This is a genomic window from Pseudoalteromonas sp. T1lg24, from assembly GCF_002964745.1.
Taxonomy (GTDB): Bacteria; Pseudomonadota; Gammaproteobacteria; order Enterobacterales; family Alteromonadaceae; genus Pseudoalteromonas; species Pseudoalteromonas spongiae.
The window spans coordinates 18,796-41,461 of the sequence record NZ_PQCB01000006.1; the positions used below are offsets into that span (position 1 = coordinate 18,796).

The following is a 22,666-nucleotide window of genomic DNA, read 5'->3' on the forward strand; positions in this document are numbered from 1 at the left end:
ATATATCGCTATTCTCGGAATAAATACGCACATAGTTTAACAAGCCAATAACAAGGATGCAGGCAAAACTTTTAAATATTTTGTTTGTCCAACCTGAACAACTACATTTTTTTACATGTGAACTACACATTTATACATATAATACGTATTTTATTAAACAGCATTTAGCCACAGATCAGTACAACTATAATTATTACAATGAACAAAATTACAATTTCACTTCTTATTTTGAGCACCTTGCTTGCGACGCCCTGCCTTGCTAGTAATCGGCTTTATGCAGACAACACACTTGAGGCAAGTGACGGGTTCACGTGGGATTGGAGTTTTGGTGCTGGCTACTATGTCGATAAACACTATTTACAAGGTGTGGACTACCAAGATGGTTTTGAATTAAACATCAACGTTGCCATCAACTACGACAAATTTTATTTTGATGTTGATAACTCACAACTTTCAGGTGGTTTGACGATTGGTTACAACCTCGTTGATAAGTATGACTGGAGTCTCGATTTATTTGCGATTAACGCCCATGAAGGCTTTGACGAGACTGGCACCTTTTACGACGACGATTTAGTATCTGAACTTCGCGGCGTGAAAGAACGTGAAGATGACTTTAATGCGGGTCTTCGCCTTACCCGTAAAGAAAAAACCCACCAGTTATCGTTAGAAATTCTCCACGACATTTCAGGTGCACACAAAAGCCTTTGGGCAAGTGGTTTTATTAGTACGATTCAAGATTATCGCAATTGGGAATTTCGTGTTGGCTCGGGCCTAAATATTTATTCATCGGATTTCACTGGTTATTACTTTGGCGTCGATGCCAACGAAGCAATCGCCGGATTTAGACCACAGTACAACCCAAGTGCCGCTTACAGTCTGACCTTTGAAATTCACGCCGAATACCCAATTAACGAAGATTGGGTGTTTCTTGGTGGCTGGTTATCCTCTTGGTATTCAAAGGAAATTAGCAACAGTCCATTAATCTCTAACAGCTTACGACATAAAGCTAAGGTTGGCATACGATATGTATTTTAACCTTAAATTTGTCCTTATTAAGCTCAAGCTTATTGCGTTATTTTGCTTCGCAAGCATGTGCTTTGGCAACGCCGAAAAGAACGTCAATTTGCCATTATCGCACCCTGAACTGGCCATTTTCCCTGAAAAATGTGTGGCATTGCGTCAAGGAAAACACTGTTACACCAAATTAAAGTTCCAGTGGCATGCGCCGGTCAGAGGCGATTATTGTATTCGCACAGTAAATGATAAAAAACTGATTCGCTGCTGGTATAGCAGTACCTTTGGTGAACTAGACAGTGAGTTTAACTCGCCAGAAGCAGTGCAATACGAATTAGTTGAAATTAGCTCAGGGCAAATCAGCGAGCCCGTAGAAATGAAAGTAAATTGGGTATACACCAATAAGCGAAAGAAACGTCGGTGGAGACTGTTTTAATGGATATAGCAAAAAAAATACTATTAGTTGAAGATGACACATCGCTTGCACAATGGGTAAGTGAGTACTTAGTTGAACAAGGCTTTGACGTTGTTTTGTGTCATCGTGGTGACGAAGCTGTGCAGGCAGTAAAAAAACATAACCCCGATTTAGTATTACTAGACTTAATGCTGCCAGGTAAAGATGGCATGAGTGTGTGTCGCGATTTACGTATTTTCTATCATCAGCCAATTATTATGATGACAGCAAAAGGCGATGAAATTGATGAAGTACTTGGCTTAGAAGTAGGCGCAAGTGATTATGTCATAAAACCTGTGCGTCCACGTGTATTACTTGCGCGTATCAATGCAGTAATGCGTGAAAAACAAGGGGGCTCGGATGCCAATTCTGATGAGATCAGCATTGGAAGTTTACAAATCGACACCTTGTCACGCGACGTATTTTTAGATGGTACTAAACTCGCCCTTTCAAATGCGGAATATTCCTTGTTGTTTTACTTGGCATCAAATGCGGATCAAATTCTCGACCGCGATAGCGTGTTTTTAGCGACCAAAGGCAGAGAATACGACGGCTTAGATCGCAGCGTTGATGTGCTTATTTCTGCGCTTCGTAAGAAAATTGGCGACGACCCTCAAAGCCCAAATAAAATAAAAACCATTTGGGGTAAAGGTTATTTGTTCGTAAGCCAAGCTTGGTAGTTAATGAAAAAGCTTTATATTAGCCTGATCACAGGCGCACTGATTTCATCATTTATTCTTGGTTGGTTGATTGATTCATTAAGTGCGCCTCCGAGTACTCACGATAATTTTAAAGTTGAAAAGCAAATACTTGCAGGCGTGGTTGCTGAAATAAGCCACCACCCTAAAAGCGAACATGAAGCCTTTTTAAAACGCTTCACCCAAGCGAGTCATTTTAGCTTGAGCTACCACAGTAATAGCGAGCTTGCGTTGCCCCGTGAACTGCACGGTGAATTACTGGTGCCCGGCGGTATTACCCTAGAAGACGAATTAGGCTTTTACTTGATTCAAACAAGTGCTGCATTAGCCGATAGCCATATTCAGTTGCGTGTTGAAAAGCCGCCAATGCCAACTAATCGTACCGATCTCTTTTTAACCGTTGGTTTTTATCTTGGCATTTGCATTTTTATGTGGTGGTGGCTCGCGCCGCTCACCAAACGATTAAGTTTGCTAAATAAGGCCACCGCACAATTTGCCAATGGCAACCTCGATGCGCGTATCAACTTAACCGGGCTAAGCTATATTCGTGAGCTAGAAACCAGCTACAACCGCATGGCCGACCAAATACAGCAGCTGATCGAAGAAAACCAACTACTCGCATCCAGTATGTCGCACGATATCCGCACTCCCCTAGCGTGTTTACGGTTTGGCTTAGATGCCGCGATAGATACCAAAGATCCAACTAAAATTCAGCATTACCTTGAACGCATGGAAAACGACTTAGACCAAATGGAATCCATGCTCAATAGCTATTTAGAGTACGCGACCCTTGAGCAAAAATCGTATCAAATATCGCCTACTGCCATCACCAGCAGTGAGCTATTTGATAACTGTTTTTATCAAGTTGAACCTAAACTCAATGCGCAATCTATCAAACTTGAAATAAAATCAGATACCCAGCAGCTTTATGTGGATCCGCACTGGTTAGCCCGCGCCATTGTCAATCTGCTAAGTAACGCCGCTGACTTTGCAAAAACCACCATTACGATTAGCACCACGCAAACCCACGCTGACACGTTTATTGAAATTGAAGACGATGGCCCAGGCATTGATGAAGCGAACCTAGATAACGTATTAAAGCCCTTCTTCCAGCAAGAAAATCACCGTAACCGCGCGGCCAAAAACTATGGCCTTGGGCTTGCTATCGTAGCAAAAGTCATCGCATGGCATTTCGGCGATATTAAAGTGTCTCGCTCCAAAGAACTTGGCGGTGCAAAATTTACTTTACGCTTGCCACATCGCTGCCATTTAAAGAACAAGACCAGCTCATGGTAGCCCGCTCGCCCTTTAACAAATTACGCAACTATTACATTTAGCAATTTAGCGAATTTGATTGTTTACATTTTTTTAATCTTATTGATCTAAATCAAGCGAACTCACTCTATTAATTTATTTCAATTTACAGTAGATTGGGCGGCAAACTAATAACGAGAAAAATATATGAGTGCTTCACGTGGAGAGTTTTCCTCTCGACTAGGATTTATCATGGCGGCAGCAGGCAGTGCTGTTGGTCTTGGCAATATTTGGGGCTTCCCAACACAAACGGCAACTAATGGTGGTGCAGCGTTTGTATTAATGTATTTAATTTTAGCGTTTTGCCTAGCATATCCTGCATTTATGGCTGAAATTCTAATTGGGCGATACGGCCAAGCGAATGCCGTAACGTCTCTTGAAAAACTTTCTCGTACGCAAACACAAAAACGCTTCGCATTTATTGTCGGCTTTGGCGGCATTGTCTGTGCAGCGCTTATTTTAAGCTTTTACGGTATTTTAGCCGGTTGGATGACATCTTACGCCGTAGAGGCAGGTGCAACCATCGTTGGTGCCACCAGCGTTGCAGAGTGGGCCGTTAGCGATAGTGTGGCACGCAATATTTTCTTCTGTGCAATTTTTATGTTTTTAACCGTGATTATTATTCGTAATGGCGTAGAAGATGGCATAGAGAAATGGTCTAAGCGTTTGATGCCTGCAATGATTGCTCTGCTTATTTTATTGATCATCTATGTATTAACCCTAGATGGTGCAGACAAAGGATTAGAAGCTTACCTTAACCCGGATATTTCACGAGTACTTGATCCTGACCTACTAATTAGTGCACTTGGCCAAGCGTTCTTTTCACTGTCATTGGGTACTAGCGTAATGGTGATCTATGGTTCGTATATTTCGAAAAAAGAAAACATGGTTACCATCGGCGCACAAGTTACATTTATTGACGTATCAATTGCATTTTTAGCAGGTCTTTTAGTCATTCCGGCAATGTACGTTGCATTGGAACAAGGCGTTCAAATTTTTGCTGAGGATGGCTCACTGCTCGCAGGCCCAACCCTAGTATTCCAAGTATTACCAAGTTTATTTGATTCTATGGGTCAACTGGGTGTGTTTGTTGGTTTGGCATTCTTTATCCTGATGTCGATTGCCGCACTTACGTCGTCAATATCGATGTTAGAAGGCCCTGTATCTTATCTTGTTGAGCGCCATAATATTGAGCGTAAAACCGCGACTACGTGGACTGGTATTGGTATTTTAGCCATCAGCTTTGTGATTATTTTTAACATCGGTACGATGCTCGACTTTGTGGCAACATTGGCAACAGAATATGGTCAGCCAATTATCGCGATGTTCTGCTGTATATTCGCGGGCTGGATTTGGCAACGAAATTCACTTGTTGAAGAAATTAAACAAGGTAATGAAGACGTTGAATCAGGCGTGTTCTGGAAAATCTGGCCATGGTACACAAAATTTGTGTGTCCTCTCGCTATTGCGGCGGTATTTATTCATTCATTTACCTAACCAGCTAAAGACATAAACAGATAAATAAAAAGCCGATGTGTATTCATCGGCTTTTTAGTTTTAGGCTTAGAAAATTTTTTACAAAACCGCTTTCATATGAATGTGCGGAATACCATCTTCGAGGTATTCTTGACCGTCTACTTGAAAGCCAAGTTCAGTGTAAAACTCAGTTAAATAACACTGCGCTGATATTTCAATCCCTTGCTCAGGCCAATGTGAAATACAAATATCTTTGGCAAGCGACACAATAGCGTGTGCAAGCCCTTTACCTCGCGCCTCTTTTTTAACGAGCACTCGACCAATCGCCGCGCTGTTCTCATAGTTAATCTTTGGCGCTAAACAACGCGCATAGGCAACAACATCATTATCGTCATAACCAATAATATGCTGGGTTTGCGGCTCGCAATCTAACCCATCAAGCTCTTCATACGGGCAGTTTTGTTCAACCACAAAGACATCAACGCGCAACTTTAAAATGGCGTAGAGTTCTACCTTTGTCAGTTCATTAAATGTTTTACTATAAAATTTTGTCATTATGCACCCAATAAAAAAGGGGCCTCAGCCCCTTAGATAATTATCTTCGCTTAGCTGAAAATGTGTTCTAGCTGATCGCAAATTTGGCTCAGGTTGACCTGATCATGCTCAATGGTCAAATCAGCGTAACCATCTGAGCCAAACATTCGGTCTACTTCAATTAACACATGAGTTTTCAATGCCTCAGGCACAAATGACAACTCAACTTCCTTCGGACCAAACACTTTTAGACCTGCAGGCTTGTATTCAAGCTCTTGATAACACCCTGATGTGGAATTGAAATTAGACGTACGTAAATAGCCTTTTTCAACATCGCTTTTAACCAATTTATAGCCCAATTTTTCCATTGCTAGCATAAAAGTTTTTACCGCTTCATTTGGGTATACATAAACCGGATCTCGGTCGGTTGCGTCGAGCGCAAAATCAATATTTAGACCAGTTGCAATCCAAACTACGCTTTGATTAATGCCCTGTGATATTTCGGTAATTGGCGTTTCTGAGTGCAAGCGCGCTTCAAATGGAATGCGTAATTCTTCACCTGGCTGCAATGTTCTTTGATCAACAATCGACCATTTATCTAACACATGATCTGCAAAATACTCGCCTTCGTCTGACTCTACTTTAACCTTAGTCATTAAGGCTAACTCTAATCCTGAAATATCTTGCTCTACATCGCCTGCTGTTATGATAACTTCTGCTGAAAATTTTTGCCCTGGCAGTAAATGCTCAGTATGTAGCACGGTATCCACTTTTGCCGCACCAATACCGATAGATGCGAGAACTTTTTTGAACATATAACTCACCTTGTTCTTTATACTTATACTGCATATTAACCATAAAAATATTAATTTGTCAGTTAAAAGTTATACTTGTTAAAAGTTGATTACATTTTAGTTTAGATTGCACCTTTGATTGGCTTGCGCTGAGCGTATTTCGTAGCACAGCACGGTGTTTTTAGATAGACTAAGAAAAGCCTTACTATTTAACTGAGAATTATAAAATACTCTATGGAATTATTGTTTTACGCAACAGCCTTTATTTGCGGCTTCATTATTTTACAGTTTAAATTACCACCGCTGATCGGCTTCTTATGTGCCGGTTTTGTGCTTAATCTTGCGGGGTATCAAAGTACCGAGTTGCTTGAAACAATGGCTAATCTAGGCGTGACCTTACTGCTATTTAGCATTGGCCTAAAATTAAAGATTGGCAATCTAATAAAAGCCCAAGTTTGGGGGCCTGCAACCTTGCATATTGTATTGTGTAGCGTGTTGTTTTGGGCGGCTTTACTGGGGCTCAGCTGGTTAAAGCTGCCTCTATTTTCAGAATTATCGAGTCAATCCGCAGCCATTTTGGCATTTGCACTAAGCTTTTCATCCACCGTTTTCGCGGTAAAAGTACTTGAAGAACGCGGTGAAATGGCCAGCTTACACGGTAAAGTCGCCATCGGTATTTTGGTCATGCAAGACATCTTTGCTGTTGTTTTCTTAGCGATTAGTACAGGTAAGCTGCCAAACTATTGGGCAATCGCATTGGTACTTGCCTTGCCACTTATTAGACCCGCATTTTACTGGATGCTTGCGCGTTCAAAGCACGGTGAAGTGCTCCCGCTATTTGGTTTCTTCTTTGCGTTAGTGGTTGGCTATCACGCATTTGAATTTGCGGGCTTAAAAGGTGACTTAGGTGCACTGATTATTGGTATGATCTTAGCGCCACATAAAAAAGCAAGCGAACTATCTAAGGCACTATTAAGCTTTAAAGATCTCTTCTTAGTCGGATTCTTTTTAACAATTGGCCTTAACGCCGAGCTCACGCTCAATGCACTCTTAGTTGCTGCAGTTTTAATTATTGTGTTACCCCTTAAAGTGCTACTTTACTACCTATTTACTAACGCTTTTCACTTGCGTGCGCGCACTTCCCTACTCGGTGCATTTTCATTATCAAACTACAGTGAATTTGGCTTGATTGTCTGTGCGCTAGCCGTATCGAGTGGCTGGTTAACGGGCGAATGGCTCGCGGTGCTTGCAATTGCAGTATCCATAACCTTTATTATTGCGTCGCCGCTTAATAACAAATCAAACGAGCTTTACGTAAAATATGAGAATTTCTTACTGCGCTTTGAATCGAGCAAACGCTTAGCCGAAGAAATGCCGGTTAACTTAAACAAAGCGAAAATCTTGATCTTTGGTATGGGCCGTGTTGGTACTGGTGCCTATGAAACAATTGCGCAAAGCTACCCTGAATCGGTCGCCGGTGTAGATATTAACCCTGACACAGTAGAAAAGCATATCAAGCGCGATCGATTTGCCATTTTAGCCGATGCCACCGATCCCGATTTTTGGAACCGCATTAATCACTCAGACGTAGAAATGGTAATGTTAGCCATGCCAAAACACGCGCAAAACTTGTACGCCCTTGAGCAGCTAAAAGCGTCAGGCTTCTCTGGTCAAGTAACCGCAATCGCCAATTATCGCGACCAACAAAAAGAGCTAGAAGATATGGGTGTTCATTCAACCTTTAACTTTTACTTAGAAGCTGGTAGCGGTTTTGCTGAACACGTAAAAGAAAAGGTGTTTTCTAAAGCGAGCTAGCATAAACCACTCAGTTCGATTACGTTCATTTACATTTTTGTAACACTTTTATCGTTATTCAGAGTAATATTTACCTATCCATTACTCTGAATGACGTGACTATGCAGCAACATCCTAAAAAAACCGCATTATCACCCGAAATGCGTGATTTTATCAGCAATGAACTTAAACACCTTGATTCAGACTTAGCCAAGCGCACATTTTACTTTTTACTGCTTGATAAATACGCGGTGCCAAAAACCCATGCCCTGCGCCATAACCCGCAACATCATTTACCTGTAAATCAACTCGATAATTTATTGCGAGAAAAAGGGTTCACTCCCTCAAAACCAGTCAAAATTAATTGCCATTAAGGTATACTAGCTGAGACTTTCACAATCTCACTTTATTTATGCTCGCAGATAAACACGCTTTATTGGAAGCAATCAATCAACCTATGCCGTTTGGTAAATATGCCGGCTGCCCACTGCTAAAATTACCTGAGCCTTACCTTGTTTGGTTTAAACAAAAAGGCTTCCCTGAGGGTAAGCTTGGGCAGCAACTTGCGTTAATTTATGAAGTGAAACGTAATGGCCTTGAAAAAGTGTTAATGCCATTACTTAATTAATATTCAAGGAACACACTGTGACTCAACTTTCTCAGTTATCACCACAGCCACTGTGGCAAATTTTCGAAAAAATATGCAGCATTCCACACCCGAGCAAACACGAGCAAAAAATTTCTGCGTGGATCCAACAATTCGCTACTGAGCTTGGTCTTGATGTTAAAGAAGACAAAGTAGGCAACCTAATTATTAAAAAACCTGCAACAATCGGTATGGAAAATCGCAAAGGTGTGATTTTACAAGCGCATATGGACATGGTGCCGCAAAAAAATAATGATAAAGAGCACGACTTTATCAATGACCCAATTGAAGCTTATGTAGATGGTGAATGGGTAACAGCAAATGGCACAACATTAGGTGCAGATAACGGCATTGGCCTTTCGGCAAGCCTTGCTGTTTTAGCCAGCAAAGATATCCAACATGGTCCACTTGAAGTATTAGTTACCATAGACGAAGAAGCCGGTATGACAGGTGCTTTCGGCCTTGAAGCAGGTTGGTTAGAAGGCGATATTTTACTAAATACTGACTCAGAAGATGAAGGCGAAGTTTACATGGGCTGCGCAGGCGGTATTGATGTAAACATTGAGCTGCCAATCGAATGGGAAGCGACCGATACAACTAAATCAGCTGTTAACGTATCACTTAACGGTTTAAAAGGTGGACATTCGGGTGTTGATATTCACTTAGGTCGCGCAAACGCAAATAAACTATTAGTGCGCACATTAAGCTTATTAGATATCGACTTTGCCATTGCCAACTTACAAGGCGGCTCACTGAGAAACGCAATTCCACGTGAAGCAGAAGCAACGCTAGTAATTGATGGCCAAGATAAAGACACACTAGTTAATGCCCTTAAAGATATCAACTCTCTGTTTTTAGCGGAACTAAGTAAAGTTGAGCCAAATATTTTACTATCGGTTGCTGATGCGCCATTACCTGAAAAACAACTTGCTAAAGTATCGCAGTCAGCAGTAATCAATAGCATAAATGGTTGTGTGAACGGCGTTATTCGCATGAGTGATACTATCGACGGCATCGTTGAAACATCGACCAATTTAGGTGTTGTTTTAACAAACGAAAACGCTGTAAGCGTAAAATGTCTGGTTCGTTCATTAATCGATTCTGCCCGCACTAATACGCAAAATATGATTGCATCAACATTTGCCCTTGCAGGTGCGAGCGTTACTTTCACAGGTGCGTACCCTGGCTGGGAGCCAAAAGACGATTCTGAGATTAAAGATATTTTACGTGAAACCTATCAAGGTATGTTTGGCACATTACCTAAAATTATGGTGATCCATGCTGGACTTGAATGTGGCTTGTTTAAGGATGCTTACCCACATTGGGATATGGTGTCGTTTGGACCGACGATTCGCTTTCCGCATTCGCCAGATGAAAAAGTGAAAATCGATACAGTTGAGCCGTTTTTCAACCTACTCGTTGAAGTACTCGGTAATATTCCGAATAAAAACTAAATTTCGTCTACGCGTTATAAAAAACCGAGCCTTAGATGCTCGGTTTTTTGTCATTGGTGACCTTGTCTTTATTCGGCACTATTTTATTTATGCCTTTTTTAGCACTTAGCTTTAATGATTTTGCAGACTCTAAAAACGGTTTACTATAAATCGCAAATAACGAATCATGGCCGCAATCATACTGCCCTACACCGATGGAAATCTTGCCGACTTCTGATGCTTTAATGAGGGTACCTGTCATACGGTCCCAAATAGCCAGTGCGGAACCCAAGTTAGTATCAAAGTGTTTGGGGTTATCACTGTGATGGATTTGATGTTGTGCAGGGCTAATAAAAACGCCTTCCAGCTTATCGCCCCAAGACAACCAAATATGTGAGTGGCGTAAGTTTGCGCCAAAAACGTTAAACAAAAACACAAACACATTGGCACCTAACACATCAAACATACTAATTGCATCGGCAAATAAATAGTAGCCTATACCCACAGCGGTTCCTTGTACGATTGCCATACGGCACGCGTATAAATAACTCTCCACAGGGTGAGAACGATAAATGGTAAATGGCGTAAGTACTTTTGCGCTGTGATGTACTTTATGAAATTCCCATAAAAACGGTATTTTATGCAGAGCGTAGTGCAGTAAGAAACGCGTTAAGTCATCAATAATAAAGAGTAGAAAAGTGAAAATAGTGATTACTTGCCACTTGGCCAATGCCAACGGCTCTGTGCGACCGAACAGCCACTCTAAAGCGTCACTTAGCGCAATTGCTATCGGTGCCATTGTTAATACAATAGGGCCGAACATTAAGGCTTTGATCAGTTTATTAACTACCCACAAGGCATAATCTTGCTTGGCACTTTTTGCTAACCAAACTGATTTTGGGAATAAGAATTTAAAAAAGCCTAACGTTGTACGCTGTTTTGTTGCAGCAAAATACACCGGCAGCGCTAACGCCACCGCACTTAACAAATAAAGGTAAAAAATACGTTTATTCGCATCGCTAAAATAACGCGGTAGTTCGCTTAAACTTGTTGAAAATATCTCTAACACAGCAGTTCCTACAAAAAAGGGGCCGATAGCCCCTTATTCGCAATGCCAAAACTTAAAACTGGTATTTGTAACCAATTACAAACTGTCTTGGCTTATTTGGTCTTGCGCCATACGGGCGGCGACTAATAATGTACGCTTCATCAGTTAGGTTATCAACCTTACCGTAAATGCGGCCATATTGACCAAGATCATACGATGCGGATACATCGACGATCACGCTCGACTCGGTTTTAAAGCCCGATAACGTAACATTATCACCTGCGGCTTCATCCATTTCGCTTACGTATTTAACGATTAAATTGGTTTCCCAATTATTCGCCGCTAAACCGATTTCAAAGTTCAATTGATGTTCAGGTAAATACTGTACTGAGTCGCCATCCGAAATATCACCCCACTGTTCAAAATCTGATTCAAAGCTTTCTAAAAACTCAGATTTGGTATAGGTATAAGTGAAGCTATATGGCATATCAAATTGTGTACTGATTGGATAGCTTTGACGTAACTGTGCTTCCAAGCCATACACATTCACTTCGCCACCATTAAACTCGCGGTCGAGGTCGCCTTGTGTACCACAGCTTGATTGTGAACAGCTTTCTTTTAAGTTGCTGTAGTCGTTAAAAAAGCTAACTAGTTCGATGTTAGTTGCGCCATCGTTAAAACGACCACCAAACTCATAATTAATGCTTTTCTCAACTTTAACATCAGATGCCTGTTGCGGACTGCTTGGCACAAAACCTTGATGCACACCAAATAATACGCCTGCGTTTTCTGTCACTTGATAAAAACCGCTCACGCCCGGTAGCCAAATTTGAGTCGATTTACGTTGCCAATCGTCTCTGTCCGCAAGATCGGTATAGTACATATCCATGTCTTCACCACGAACACCTGCAGACACCGTTAAGTTGCCAAGTTTTACCGTGTCTTCAATATAAACTGAAAGCGCTTCAGTATTTTCGATATTGGTTGTGGTGAATACTTTATCAGAAGCCGTTTTCTCAGCATAGCCATCAAGCATCTGATAGTTTTCACTAAAGTGTTTACGTTCAATTTCATCTTCATGATAACGCACACCGAATGCTAACTTATGATCTAAACCACCAAGTGAAAATTCGTAGTCGGCATCAATTTGAATACCCTGCGAATAGTATTCGCGGTCATTGGTACCCATAACTAAGAACATTGATGTTTCGCCATCTAGCACTGAGTTTTGCTCACCGGTTATAACGGCATATTCTCGTTCATGTAATTCTGGGTTTGTCATAATTGCAGACAAACTTGCATTTGAACTTGTTAAGCCGCCTAATTTTCGCCAAGCACGCTCGTAGTCGTTGCGGTAAATACGCGTTGTTGCAGAGAAAACATCGTTAGAGAGATTATGGGTAAACATAATTTGTGTATGCTCAGTGTCCATATTCGCAGGTTGAGAAGCCGCGTAGCGACGATACGGATTTGCATTAAAGTCCGCATCCGTTAACCCTAGGTAAGTTTCATCTGAGTTTTCATCTGCATAGGAAAGCTTAAGTTCAAAACTTTGGTCAAACGCCTGTCCGTCTAACAAATATTTGGTTTTAACGAGTAAATCATTCTTTTTAAAGCCTGAATCACTACCGTTATCGATTTCTTTAAAACCATCCGCTTGTAAGCGAACACCTTCAACTAGCAAACCCAGATTTTTGGCTACTTCGGTACCAAAATATCCGTGCGCTTTTTGATAGCCATCGGTGCCCGTTGCTAAATCCAAACCACCGGTCATTTCAAATGGCACTTGGCGCGTTACCATATTAAGCGTACCTGCAACCGTTTGCGGGCCGTGCTTAATTGCCGCAGGGCCTTTAAACACTTCTACTGCGGTCATACGCGTAGTGACTGGAAAATAGTATGCCGCCGGCGCTGAGTATGGCGCCGGACCAATTAACACACCGTCTTCTAAAATAGTTACTTTTTTACTACGCTCAGGTGTAACACCACGAAAGCCAATGTTTGGACGCAGGCCATAACCGTCTTCTTCACGAATATTTACGCCCGGTACTTTGGCTAAAATACGGTGAATATCATCGTATTCATATTTTTCTAGTTCAACTTCTGAAACAAGGGTTGCTGAACCTGACTCTGTACGCAGTTTGTCACCGTGACTAATAATGGTGATGTGCTCGATATCGTTTGCTTTGTTATCTTTTGCAACAACTGACGTTGCACAGCTTGCAATTGCTAATGCTAAAAGTGTTTTTTTCATAATAAAGCTCTAATCATTATCGCCGGCTGAAGATTTAGGTAATTCAAGCGCAAGTTTGTTAATAAAGTCATGTTTTAACTGATCGGTCACATCTTTTACTTTTGCATGTGACGTTTCTACTTTATCTTTTTCATCAATCAGTGCTTGTTGCAGCGAACCATTAATCGCATCTAACGCGGCATTTGATTGCTCAAGGCCAGTTAACATCGCGTCTTTAACATCAGTGCCCTCTTCTTCTACAAGAAAATCATCAAAACCCGTGGTGTTATCTTGCACTACACCATTGCCAGTAAAAAGCTTTTCAAACGCAGCAAGGTTTGCTTTGATATTAGCAAGCGATTGCGCCGCTATCGGTGATTCAACATCTTGAGGGCATGCTTCTAAACCACACGAATTACTTTCGTAACCAAGCGGTAATGCTAATTTTTGATCTTTTAGTTCTTCAGTAAGATAGAAAAGTGCATCGGAAATCACATTAACCGCTGCATGCACGCTATCAAAACTGTGCCAACTTCACCGGCATTTTTTAACGTCATTGCGTAGCCATTGTCACCATTCCATTTATCAAGTAACACTTGGCTGTTATCAACTAAATCGCTGGCAACTTCAACAGCGAACTCACAACGCGCGATACGACGTTCGCTATCGCTGCGGTTATTCCATGTTGCAAGTGCATCATTAGCGACTGAACAGCTGTGATTTAGCTGCTCGGTAAACAGTAAATGTTCAAGGCTAACTAGACCACGACGCGTTGCGGTACGCTGTTTAATATCGTACGGACGCGATGCATTTTGATTAATTACACCGTCTTCAAAATACACGGTATCTTGGTCTACGCCACACAAGCTTTTAGCAGGCCAAGAGTAAATTAGGTTACGCAGTTCGCCTTCATTTTCTAACAGCGGCCCCATTTGCATTAGTTCTGCATGTTGCCAAAGTGCCGTTGTATCGCGCCAGCTAGTTTGCGCCGAGGCTAATGCAGCTAAACGTTGCTGTTCAGTTGCATCACCTGCCATGGCTGCTTTTTCAACTGCACAATAGCTTTCAATGTTTTGTTTGTTTGCACTCGCTTGTTGATTAAACGAGGTAAATGTTGGCGTGATTACATTATCTACTAAGTTTGCCACTAACGCTTTCTCATCAAACGTTGTGCCGCCACCATTCCCTGGCTCGCTTGTACCGCCACCAAAATTTGGTCCCTGTGTACTTGAGGTATCTTCCGAACACGCTGCCAACGTCAATACTAATGATGTTGCCAATGCTATCGGTTTAAGTTTTGCGGATATCAACATAAAATTATCCTAAAATCTCGAATTATAAATACAGCAAAAGGTTAGTAACCGAAATTACTAACCTTTTATATCAATTTAAAATGTATTTTAAATTACCAGTTCTCTGAGTTCGCATCAGCAAAGTCATACGCGTTATCTAAGATGTCGCGAGCAGCAATTAACTTAGCTTTGTAATTCATGAACTCATCTGCACCTGCTAACACTGGCATATCACCAAATAGCTCATGCACTTCAACAAACTTAGCTTCACCTACCGTATCTTTTTTCGGGTTTAGTTCATGGTTTGCAAATGGTGAGAACGGGCTAAATTGGAAGTTCAGTGCGAAACCTTTCATTTCACCCCAATGCTTAGCGTAATCTGCGAATTCAGCTGATGTGTATTCGCCGTCTTCAATATTCTCAATATCAGCAATTACATCATTAATATAATGCACTACTGTTGCTGCGATTGCTTTTTCCCATGCTAATGCAGCTTGGAATACATGGTTGTCAAACTGTGCTTTGTCATCTGCAGAGAACTCAGCTACATTTTTGCCAACGTTGTCTGAAATCATTTTACGACCAGCAATAAAGTGCGTCATTGCCTGTGCTGTGAAATCTGTCGCTTCTTCTGCGCCAAGGTCACGTTTAGCAGCGTTAGACGAATTACCCCAAACAAACTCTGACGTTAGGTCAATTACGCCATCGATATTAATATCATTTTTACCTTGGAAGTTTTCGCGACCGCCTTTTTTAGCAATTTCGCTGTCTGAGTATTCTAGGTAGTTGCGCGCAGCACCAAAGTAACCAAAGCCTTCATCAAATTGATGTTCAAGTGCTGTGTAAGTTTTAGTACCTTTGTCAGCTACTTTGTTATCAGAAGCTAAGCCTTCACCTAGGTAATCATCAGTACCTTGCGAGAACATTAATGCGCCAAGTGTATGCTTTTGAACTAGCTGAACTAAGTCTAAGCCTTCTGGTGTGATGAAAGCTTTTGAAATTGCAACACCGTTTGCGTCTACTAGCGCTTCACCGGCATTTACTTTTTCAATTTGTGCAATAAATAAGTCGAAATAGTGGAATACTAAGCCTTCAGGTGTGCTCACTTGCTCACCAAAGTTGCTCCAACCTTTAAAGTTACCCGCAACATGCCATTCTTTATACATTTTTGATGTGTCACGACCTGCGATTTTACCGTTTTCACCACCTAGGTTTTTATCAGAAGATGAAATATCTGAGAAAAACTTTTGTTTATACGCAGACAGGTCATCGCCTAAGTGCGAGATTGGTGAATCTGCAATCGCCGCGTAGTCACTCCAAAGAGCGTTTAGATTGGCGCGTACATCTGCAGCCATAATGTTATTGGTTTCAATGTATTCAACTGTCATTAAGCCCATGTAGTGCTTAAGTTCTGCTGAAAGTGCGTGACGCGCTGTTTGACCAGAGTACGATACTGACGAGCCAGAAAAGCCGTCTAGTTTAGTGTTAAACTCGTAAACGTTAACACCGTTTTCTGCTTCGATATCACTTACTGTTAACGTAATCGTTTTAGTAAACGTAAGGCCACCCGCGTCTGTTACTGTTACGTCAACCGCAACTTCTGCTGCTTCTTCAAAATTAAACGCTAAGCTATCTTTTACTTTAAGTTTGCCATCAACGATTTCAAAAAGCGCGTCTGATACTGTGAACGTATGACCTGATGTTGCATCATCTGTTGCAGTTAGCGCACCAATCGCAACACCAAGTGTATCTTCGGTAATTGAAGATGCTGAGATTTGGATATCAGTTGGAGCTTGGTTTACAGGAGTTACAGGATCTTTTTTGCTATCGCTACCACCACAGCCAGTTAAGCCAAGAGACACAGCAATTACAGCTGATGCTAACGCAGATTTACGAAAATTAATCATTATGTGACCTATAAAGTATAATTTTTATTAATGAAGATTTATAAACTAACGCTATTATAAACTTCAAAACCAATGAGAATCAATCTCATTTAGTTTATTTTAATGTTTTGTTTACAGAAAATCATCATAGCAGTTTTATAGTGCTTCAATTTAGCAGAGATCAAATTAAGGTTTTTTAGGTAACGCAATTACAAAACATGCGCCTTTTAACGGGCCACTTTCAAGGTAACATTCACCTTCATGCCAGTTTATGATTTTTTGCACGATTGCCAATCCCAAGCCAAACCCTTTGATTTTTTTATTGCGGCTTTTATCTAAACGGGTAAATGGTTTAAAAACATTTTCCCACTCTGATTGTTCAATGCCAGGGCCATCGTCAGCCACTTTAATAAAAATAGTATTTGAGGTTTGCGTCAACGTAACGATTACTTGCTGCTCTGCGTATTTCAGCGCATTACCAATAAAGTTCTGAATTGCGCGGCCAATGAAGTGTGGGTCGGCGTTTAACTCAATGGCTGTGTTTGCTTCAATTTTGATAGCTGTTGAGTGGTTAAAACCAAGCTTCTGTACAAAATGTTGTGTTTGCGCGACCACATCGTACAACTCAATATTAAGTTGCGGTTTTTCTCGTTCTAATTTTGCAAACTCCAGCATTTCACTCACTAGCGACTCTAGCTCTTGAATGTCGGACTGCATACCGTCAAAGTATGGCTTACTTTTATCATCGCTTTGTGTTTGTTCCAACATCGCAATCGCAAATTTAAGCCGTGCTAATGGCGTTCTAAACTCGTGAGATACAGATGATGTAAGTTCGCGCTGACTATCCAATAAGTGTTTTATACGCGCTTTCATCGCCATTAACGTTTGTTTTATTGGCAATAAGGCAGACTTATCGTCACCACTAATTTGTAAATCTTCTGGCGCGCTTATATTGTGACATGCTTTTTCTAACTGATTAAAATCACGCCATAGCCAATAACTCCAGGCTGCAACGGGTAAACCTATGACCAGCAACATAATAAAAAATGGCCATACCGAATCGTAACTATTGGCATCAAAACGATACGGACCAATTTTCAGTAATTCTTTATCATTTAACTGCAAATACCAGATTACTTGCTGCGGACCGTCAAATACTGGTACTGCTAGTCCTTGTTTTAAATCAACGCTTTGTTCTGGCAAAAATGCCACGAGATCAGACGAAATCACTTCGTTTTGATAAATGTCTTTGAGTTTAGTAATACCATTCGCTGTGTTTGCTAATTGGGAAAGCGATTCTGTGACTTGCGGAGCAAGCGGTAGCGCGTCTATGCCATTGGGTTCGGGCCATAGTTTCTCGAGCGCACCGCTAAGCACAAAAATAGAGATGATAATATAGGCATATAAGCTAACAAATAACTTGCCCATTTAATTTCCTTGCAGCTTGTGGTTATCCCCAAGCATCTGATACGAACAAGTAGCCTTGTCCCCATACGGTTTTAATGCGATAAGGTTTGTCACTATTATCGCCAAGTTTTTTACGTAGTCGAGACACACGTACATCTACCGTTCTGTCTAGGCCATCGTATTCACGGCCGATCATTTTCTCGTGCACAAAGTCACGGCTAAGTACTTCGCCTGCGCTGTTTGACAATAACCACAATAATTCAAATTCGTGCGAGGTTAAGCTCACTTCTTCACCAAGCAACTTAACAATACGGCTGTTTTTATCAATGGTAAGCGTACCAAAACGCAATTCTTCACTGCTTTTTTCTACTGCTCCACGACGCAGTAGCGCAGAGATACGTGCTAATAAAACTCTTGGTTCAGCTGGTTTAATAACATAGTCGTCGGCGCCCAGCTCAAGACCAATCACCTGGTCAAAATCTTCGCCTTTTGCGGTCAACATTAAAATGGGCAACTGGTAGCGATCGCGTACTTCACGACACACGCTAAAACCATCTTTACCTGGCAGCATTACATCCAAAATCATTAAATCAGGCATATTAGCTTCAAGTGCCGCCATCACTTCAGAACCATCACTTAACACATCAACCGTCATACCGTTGTGTTCTAAATAATCTTTGGTCAGTTGTTGTAAGGCAAGATCGTCTTCCACTAATAAAATATGCGCCATCTTTATCTCCTAGAAAAAGCTCCAAGGGGTGCGTAATCGCCTACGCTGCGACTTGGTATTGCTGCTTTGTACTTTGATTTTCGCACTGGCAATTTGTTTGCCAGTTTTCCGATTGACCAAGGAGTATACTGTGCCAAACTGAACGTCAGCTTTATAACTAAAACGCCCTTCAGTGGCATTTTGCCAACATTTTAAGGGGGTTTGATCGCGTAAAATGCAAACATCCTCTGCTTTTTTTATCTGCCATTCAAAGTTAACATCAACCTGACACACATCATCACTGTTTTGCACCATGCACACCGCAGGAGCTAACTGAAAATGCGCTTTTTGCTGTGCAGCAACGCCCGCACTGTTACATGCGCACAATATAAAAAACAGACAGTATCTAAAAAACATGGGTCACCCCAGTAAATACTGTCACGCTTTGATTACTCGAAAATAAAGGACTATCACTAAGCGAACCATAATAGTGGTATTTTACTTTTGCTAACAAACCAAAATGTTGATTAATTTGCCTGTGCCAACTTAGTTCTACGTGAGGCAACCAGGCAGCATTTTGCTGAAACGTAATGCCAACCTGATCGTCGGCTTGAATACCATAATAATAATCTGCGAGTTTGTGAGATAAATAATCAAGCCCCAAACGCACACTCAATAATCCAGATTGTGTTTGCCAGCCTTTACTTAAGCTTAATGCAACGCGCTGACCTTTGTGTACATTAGAAATATCGTGCAAAACACTGGCTGAAAAGCGCCAAGTATCGGCAATATACTGATAATTCACACCACCATCTAATGCCCACTTAGGGTTATTTATTTCTGAAATAGAGATCCGTTCAGAATTTGCAGGTTCCGTGAATGCGTTTCGAGCAATAAATACATTGGCGGGGTGCCATGTCACAAAAAAGCGATTTTCTGGATTGAACTCGGAGATAAGATTAAATACATGCCGATTGTGTTCAGATAAGGTAAAACCAAGTTGACCATTATCAAAGTAAACACGTTCACCATAGTATGCAATATCGGGGATCACAATTAACGGTAAATTATCACCATCATTGAGTGGATTTGTAATTGTGCCAAAACCTAATGCTACACCAAGTCGTAATTGACTTAGTTCGATTGCATTTTCGCTTTGCTGAGCACAACTTCCCCAACTAAAAAACAATATAATTATGCAAACTATATGCTTCAATATTCAAAATTCTCCGAGAAATTACGCGCACTTTACCAATCCGAACAAATCCTGCAACAAAAATTACAATTACTTACAAGCTTCGTCGTAAAACACACAAATATTCACCCATTTTCATTAGAGATAAAAGCGTTTTGTTTAAAAATAACTCACTAACCTTTAGAGCCTGTTACTTAAGCAGCTGCCAAATTGCATTCATAATAGGTTGCTGCAAGTGCGCCTTTTTAGTCACCAAGCCAACATCAAATGCAGGTACCGGATCTGGCATCGACAAAATCTGAACTTTATCTTTTATTGGACTATTATCGACAACAACTTTCGGAATAAGTGCCACACCAAAGCCTAAACTCACCATAGAAACGGCCGCCTCATTACCTGCTACTTTGGAGTAAATTAACGGATTAATACCATTTTTCTGCCACCAGTCTGCCAAGCGCTTACGACTTAACCCTTGGTCCGGCACAATAAAAGGTAATTTTTGCCAAGGTATATCAACTCGCTCACTAATTGCATCATTGATTACGGTGCCTAAAGGTCCATCATCATTTGGCGCTATAAATACTAATGGAGACGAGCCAAGTGAGAAAAACGCAAGGCTATCGTGCAGCTTATCGGGCCTTGCCGCAATCGCCATATCCTCAAAGCCTTTCATGACCCGTTCAATGGCTAGTGCTGGGTCACCTGTATTTAATTTTACTTCAATGTGTGGATGCGCCAGTCTCACTTTTTTGAGCAAGTCATACAAAAAACTATACGTTGCGGTAACAGAGCTGAATAACTTCACTTCACCCGATAGCGCCTCCCCTGCTTCATTGAGTGATGCGCGAAACATCTGCCATTCGCTAATCGTGGCTCTGGCATAACGGACAAATGCTTCACCTTGCTTAGTTAACGACACACTGCGCTTATTGCGATTAAAAAGAATAGCCCCAACTTCGTCTTCTAGTTGTTTTATATTACGGCTAAGCGTAGGCGCGCTGACATTCGCCAGTTCACTCGCTTTTGCAAAGTGCAATTGCTCTGCCAGCACCAAAAATAATTGCAGACGTTTGATATCCATTGAAAAACTTATATTTCACTTTTTGTAATACAATAGTTCAAATATATCATTTTACGCAATTAAAAATTTCTTTTATGGTTAAATCAATGCTGCAAAAGGCAGCGATTTTTTTATTTAGGAATGAGACATGGCAACGAATTATTTTAACAGTTTACCGTTACGCGAGCAGCTTGCGCAGCTTGCTCAATGTGAGTTTATGGACCCATCTGAATTTGTCGATGGTGTGGATGCGTTAGTCGGTAAAAAATTGGTTGTAGTTGGCTGTGGCGCACAAGGACTTAACCAAGGCTTAAACTTACGCGATTCCGGTCTTGATGTATCTTACGCATTACGCGAATCAGCGATTGCTGAAAAACGCCAATCTTACCTTAACGCAACCGATAATGGTTTTGTTGTAGGCACATACGAAGAACTTATCCCAGATGCTGACTTAGTACTTAACTTAACGCCTGACAAACAACATACCAGCGTAGTAGAAGCAGTAATGCCACTAATGAAGCATGGTGCAACACTTGCTTACTCGCACGGCTTCAATATTGTTGAAGAAGGCATGCAAGTACGTGATGACATTACCGTAATTATGGTTGCACCTAAGTGTCCAGGTACTGAAGTACGCGAAGAATATAAGCGTGGCTTTGGTGTACCAACGCTTATCGCAGTGCACCCTGAAAATGATCCAGAAGGTAAAGGCTTAGCGCAAGCTAAAGCTTATGCTGCAGGTACCGGTGGTCATCGTGCAGGTGTGTTACTTTCGTCATTTGTTGCGGAAGTCAAATCAGATCTTATGGGTGAGCAAACTATTTTATGTGGCATGCTGCAAACAGGTTCACTACTGTGTTTCGATAAAATGGTTGAGCAAGGTATTGATGCGGCATACGCTTCAAAGTTACTGCAATATGGCTGGGAAGTGATCACTGAAGCACTCAAGTACGGTGGTGTAACTAACATGTTAGATCGCTTATCCAACCCTGCAAAAATCAAAGCGTTTGACTTATCTGAAGAGCTAAAAGTAATTATGCGTCCGCTTTATAACAAGCATATGGACGACATTATGAGTGGTGAATTTTCATCAGGTATGATGGCTGACTGGGCTGAAGATGACGCTAAATTACTAGGCTGGCGCAAAGAAACCGGCGAAACGGCCTTTGAAAAGCAAGCAAATACCAGTGATGAAATCACTGAGCAAGAGTTCTTTGATAAAGGCATTCTAATGGTTGCTATGGTGAAAGCAGGTGTTGAACTTGCGTTTGAAACCATGACAGCTGCAGGCATTAAAGATGAATCAGCATACTATGAGTCACTGCATGAAACACCGTTAATTGCCAATACAATTGCGCGTAAGAAACTCTATGAAATGAATGCAACCATTTCAGACACAGCAGAATACGGTTGTTACTTATATAACCATGCCTGCTTACCATTATTAAAAGACTTTATGACCACAGTTAACACAGACGTAATCGGTAAAGGACTATCTCCAACCGATAACCGCGTAGAGAATGCACGTCTGATTGAAGTAAACAAAGCGCTTCGCACACACCCTGTAGAGGTGATTGGTGAAACACTGCGTGGTTATATGTCAGCAATGAAACCAATTATTTAAGGTAAACCCTGAGTAAACTGCCCGCTTAAGCGGGCTTTTTTTTGCCTTATTTCTG

At 41.3% G+C, this 22,666-nt stretch carries 22 protein-coding genes; 10 read left to right on the plus strand and 12 right to left on the minus strand.

What is annotated here, in order from left to right:
* The first annotated feature begins 198 nt into the window (after window positions 1–198).
* The 5 genes from C2M30_RS03050 to C2M30_RS03070 all read left to right on the plus strand — a co-directional run bounded on the left by C2M30_RS03050 (window position 199) and on the right by C2M30_RS03070 (window position 4,977).
* On the plus strand, window positions 199–1,035 hold the full coding sequence (locus C2M30_RS03050; RefSeq protein ID WP_105170631.1) for a MipA/OmpV family protein: 837 nt from the start codon (window positions 199–201) through the stop codon (window positions 1,033–1,035).
* Window positions 1,025–1,450 carry a DUF3019 domain-containing protein gene (locus C2M30_RS03055; protein ID WP_105170632.1) on the plus strand — a complete coding sequence of 142 codons (426 nt, stop codon included), beginning with the start codon at window positions 1,025–1,027 and terminating at the stop codon, window positions 1,448–1,450. Before C2M30_RS03050 ends, C2M30_RS03055 begins: the two co-directional genes overlap by 11 nt.
* Window positions 1,450–2,148 carry a response regulator gene (locus tag C2M30_RS03060; protein ID WP_054978388.1) on the plus strand — a complete coding sequence of 233 codons (699 nt, stop codon included), beginning with the start codon at window positions 1,450–1,452 and terminating at the stop codon, window positions 2,146–2,148. Before C2M30_RS03055 ends, C2M30_RS03060 begins: the two co-directional genes overlap by 1 nt.
* 3 nt (window positions 2,149–2,151) lie before the next feature.
* Window positions 2,152–3,462, plus strand: coding sequence for an ATP-binding protein (locus tag C2M30_RS03065; RefSeq protein ID WP_105170633.1), 1,311 nt, complete (start codon window positions 2,152–2,154; stop codon window positions 3,460–3,462).
* Between the two features lie 165 nt (window positions 3,463–3,627).
* The gene (locus C2M30_RS03070) at window positions 3,628–4,977 is read left to right on the plus strand and encodes a sodium-dependent transporter (protein ID WP_105170634.1); all 1,350 of its coding nucleotides are present in this window, start codon (window positions 3,628–3,630) and stop codon (window positions 4,975–4,977) included.
* A 78-nt stretch (window positions 4,978–5,055) separates the two neighbouring features.
* On the opposite strand, the gene C2M30_RS03075 is transcribed toward C2M30_RS03070, so the two are convergent.
* Together C2M30_RS03075 and C2M30_RS03080 are read right to left on the minus strand one after the other, a co-directional pair.
* Entirely contained in the window at window positions 5,056–5,511 is a 456-nt protein-coding gene (locus C2M30_RS03075) for a GNAT family N-acetyltransferase (protein WP_105170635.1), read from the minus strand.
* A 50-nt stretch (window positions 5,512–5,561) separates the two neighbouring features.
* On the minus strand, window positions 5,562–6,305 hold the full coding sequence (locus C2M30_RS03080; protein WP_010560493.1) for a sporulation protein: 744 nt from the start codon (window positions 6,303–6,305) through the stop codon (window positions 5,562–5,564).
* Window positions 6,306–6,518: 213 nt separating this feature from the next.
* Between C2M30_RS03080 and C2M30_RS03085 the strand changes: the two genes are divergently transcribed.
* From C2M30_RS03085 to C2M30_RS03100, 4 genes are all read left to right on the plus strand, one after another.
* The gene (locus C2M30_RS03085) at window positions 6,519–8,099 is read left to right on the plus strand and encodes a cation:proton antiporter family protein (RefSeq protein WP_105170636.1); all 1,581 of its coding nucleotides are present in this window, start codon (window positions 6,519–6,521) and stop codon (window positions 8,097–8,099) included.
* 101 nt (window positions 8,100–8,200) lie between these two features.
* Window positions 8,201–8,452: a hypothetical protein gene (locus C2M30_RS03090; RefSeq protein ID WP_010560495.1), complete on the plus strand. Its 252-nt coding sequence runs from the start codon at window positions 8,201–8,203 to the stop codon at window positions 8,450–8,452.
* 38 nt (window positions 8,453–8,490) lie between these two features.
* Window positions 8,491–8,706: a DUF3820 family protein gene (locus C2M30_RS03095; RefSeq protein WP_010560496.1), complete on the plus strand. Its 216-nt coding sequence runs from the start codon at window positions 8,491–8,493 to the stop codon at window positions 8,704–8,706.
* Between the two features lie 17 nt (window positions 8,707–8,723).
* Entirely contained in the window at window positions 8,724–10,178 is a 1,455-nt protein-coding gene (locus tag C2M30_RS03100; protein ID WP_105170637.1) for an aminoacyl-histidine dipeptidase, read from the plus strand.
* A 31-nt stretch (window positions 10,179–10,209) separates the two neighbouring features.
* Here C2M30_RS03100 and C2M30_RS03105 read toward each other — a convergent pair whose 3' ends face one another.
* The 10 genes from C2M30_RS03105 to ilvY form a co-directional block, all read right to left on the minus strand.
* Window positions 10,210–11,226 carry a sterol desaturase family protein gene (locus C2M30_RS03105; protein ID WP_010560498.1) on the minus strand — a complete coding sequence of 339 codons (1,017 nt, stop codon included), beginning with the start codon at window positions 11,224–11,226 and terminating at the stop codon, window positions 10,210–10,212.
* Window positions 11,227–11,278: 52 nt separating this feature from the next.
* Window positions 11,279–13,459 (minus strand): TonB-dependent receptor family protein, encoded by a 2,181-nt coding sequence (locus C2M30_RS03110; RefSeq protein WP_105170638.1) that lies wholly within the window; start codon window positions 13,457–13,459, stop codon window positions 11,279–11,281.
* A 9-nt stretch (window positions 13,460–13,468) separates the two neighbouring features.
* Window positions 13,469–13,933 carry an imelysin family protein gene (locus tag C2M30_RS22020; protein WP_325050726.1) on the minus strand — a complete coding sequence of 155 codons (465 nt, stop codon included), beginning with the start codon at window positions 13,931–13,933 and terminating at the stop codon, window positions 13,469–13,471.
* Window positions 13,930–14,751, minus strand: a complete 822-nt coding sequence (locus tag C2M30_RS22025; protein WP_325050727.1) for an imelysin family protein — start codon at window positions 14,749–14,751, stop codon at window positions 13,930–13,932. The genes C2M30_RS22020 and C2M30_RS22025 overlap by 4 nt, the downstream gene beginning before the upstream one ends.
* Window positions 14,752–14,843: 92 nt before the next feature.
* Window positions 14,844–16,637 (minus strand): DUF4856 domain-containing protein, encoded by a 1,794-nt coding sequence (locus tag C2M30_RS03120; protein WP_105170639.1) that lies wholly within the window; start codon window positions 16,635–16,637, stop codon window positions 14,844–14,846.
* Between the two features lie 165 nt (window positions 16,638–16,802).
* On the minus strand, window positions 16,803–18,044 hold the full coding sequence (locus C2M30_RS03125; RefSeq protein WP_105170640.1) for an ATP-binding protein: 1,242 nt from the start codon (window positions 18,042–18,044) through the stop codon (window positions 16,803–16,805).
* Between the two features lie 22 nt (window positions 18,045–18,066).
* Window positions 18,067–18,753 (minus strand): response regulator, encoded by a 687-nt coding sequence (locus C2M30_RS03130; protein WP_054978376.1) that lies wholly within the window; start codon window positions 18,751–18,753, stop codon window positions 18,067–18,069.
* A 9-nt stretch (window positions 18,754–18,762) separates the two neighbouring features.
* Complete coding sequence (locus C2M30_RS03135; protein ID WP_105170641.1) at window positions 18,763–19,149, minus strand: DUF3019 domain-containing protein; 387 nt, start codon at window positions 19,147–19,149, stop codon at window positions 18,763–18,765.
* Window positions 19,139–19,921, minus strand: coding sequence for a MipA/OmpV family protein (locus C2M30_RS03140; RefSeq protein ID WP_158683307.1), 783 nt, complete (start codon window positions 19,919–19,921; stop codon window positions 19,139–19,141). The genes C2M30_RS03135 and C2M30_RS03140 overlap by 11 nt, the downstream gene beginning before the upstream one ends.
* A gap of 196 nt (window positions 19,922–20,117) precedes the next feature.
* Complete coding sequence (gene ilvY, locus C2M30_RS03145) at window positions 20,118–21,008, minus strand: HTH-type transcriptional activator IlvY (protein ID WP_105170643.1); 891 nt, start codon at window positions 21,006–21,008, stop codon at window positions 20,118–20,120.
* Window positions 21,009–21,135: 127 nt separating this feature from the next.
* Here ilvY and ilvC point away from each other — a divergent pair, with 127 nt between their 5' ends.
* Entirely contained in the window at window positions 21,136–22,611 is a 1,476-nt protein-coding gene (gene ilvC, locus C2M30_RS03150) for a ketol-acid reductoisomerase (protein WP_105170644.1), read from the plus strand.
* Window positions 22,612–22,666 lie beyond the last annotated feature (55 nt).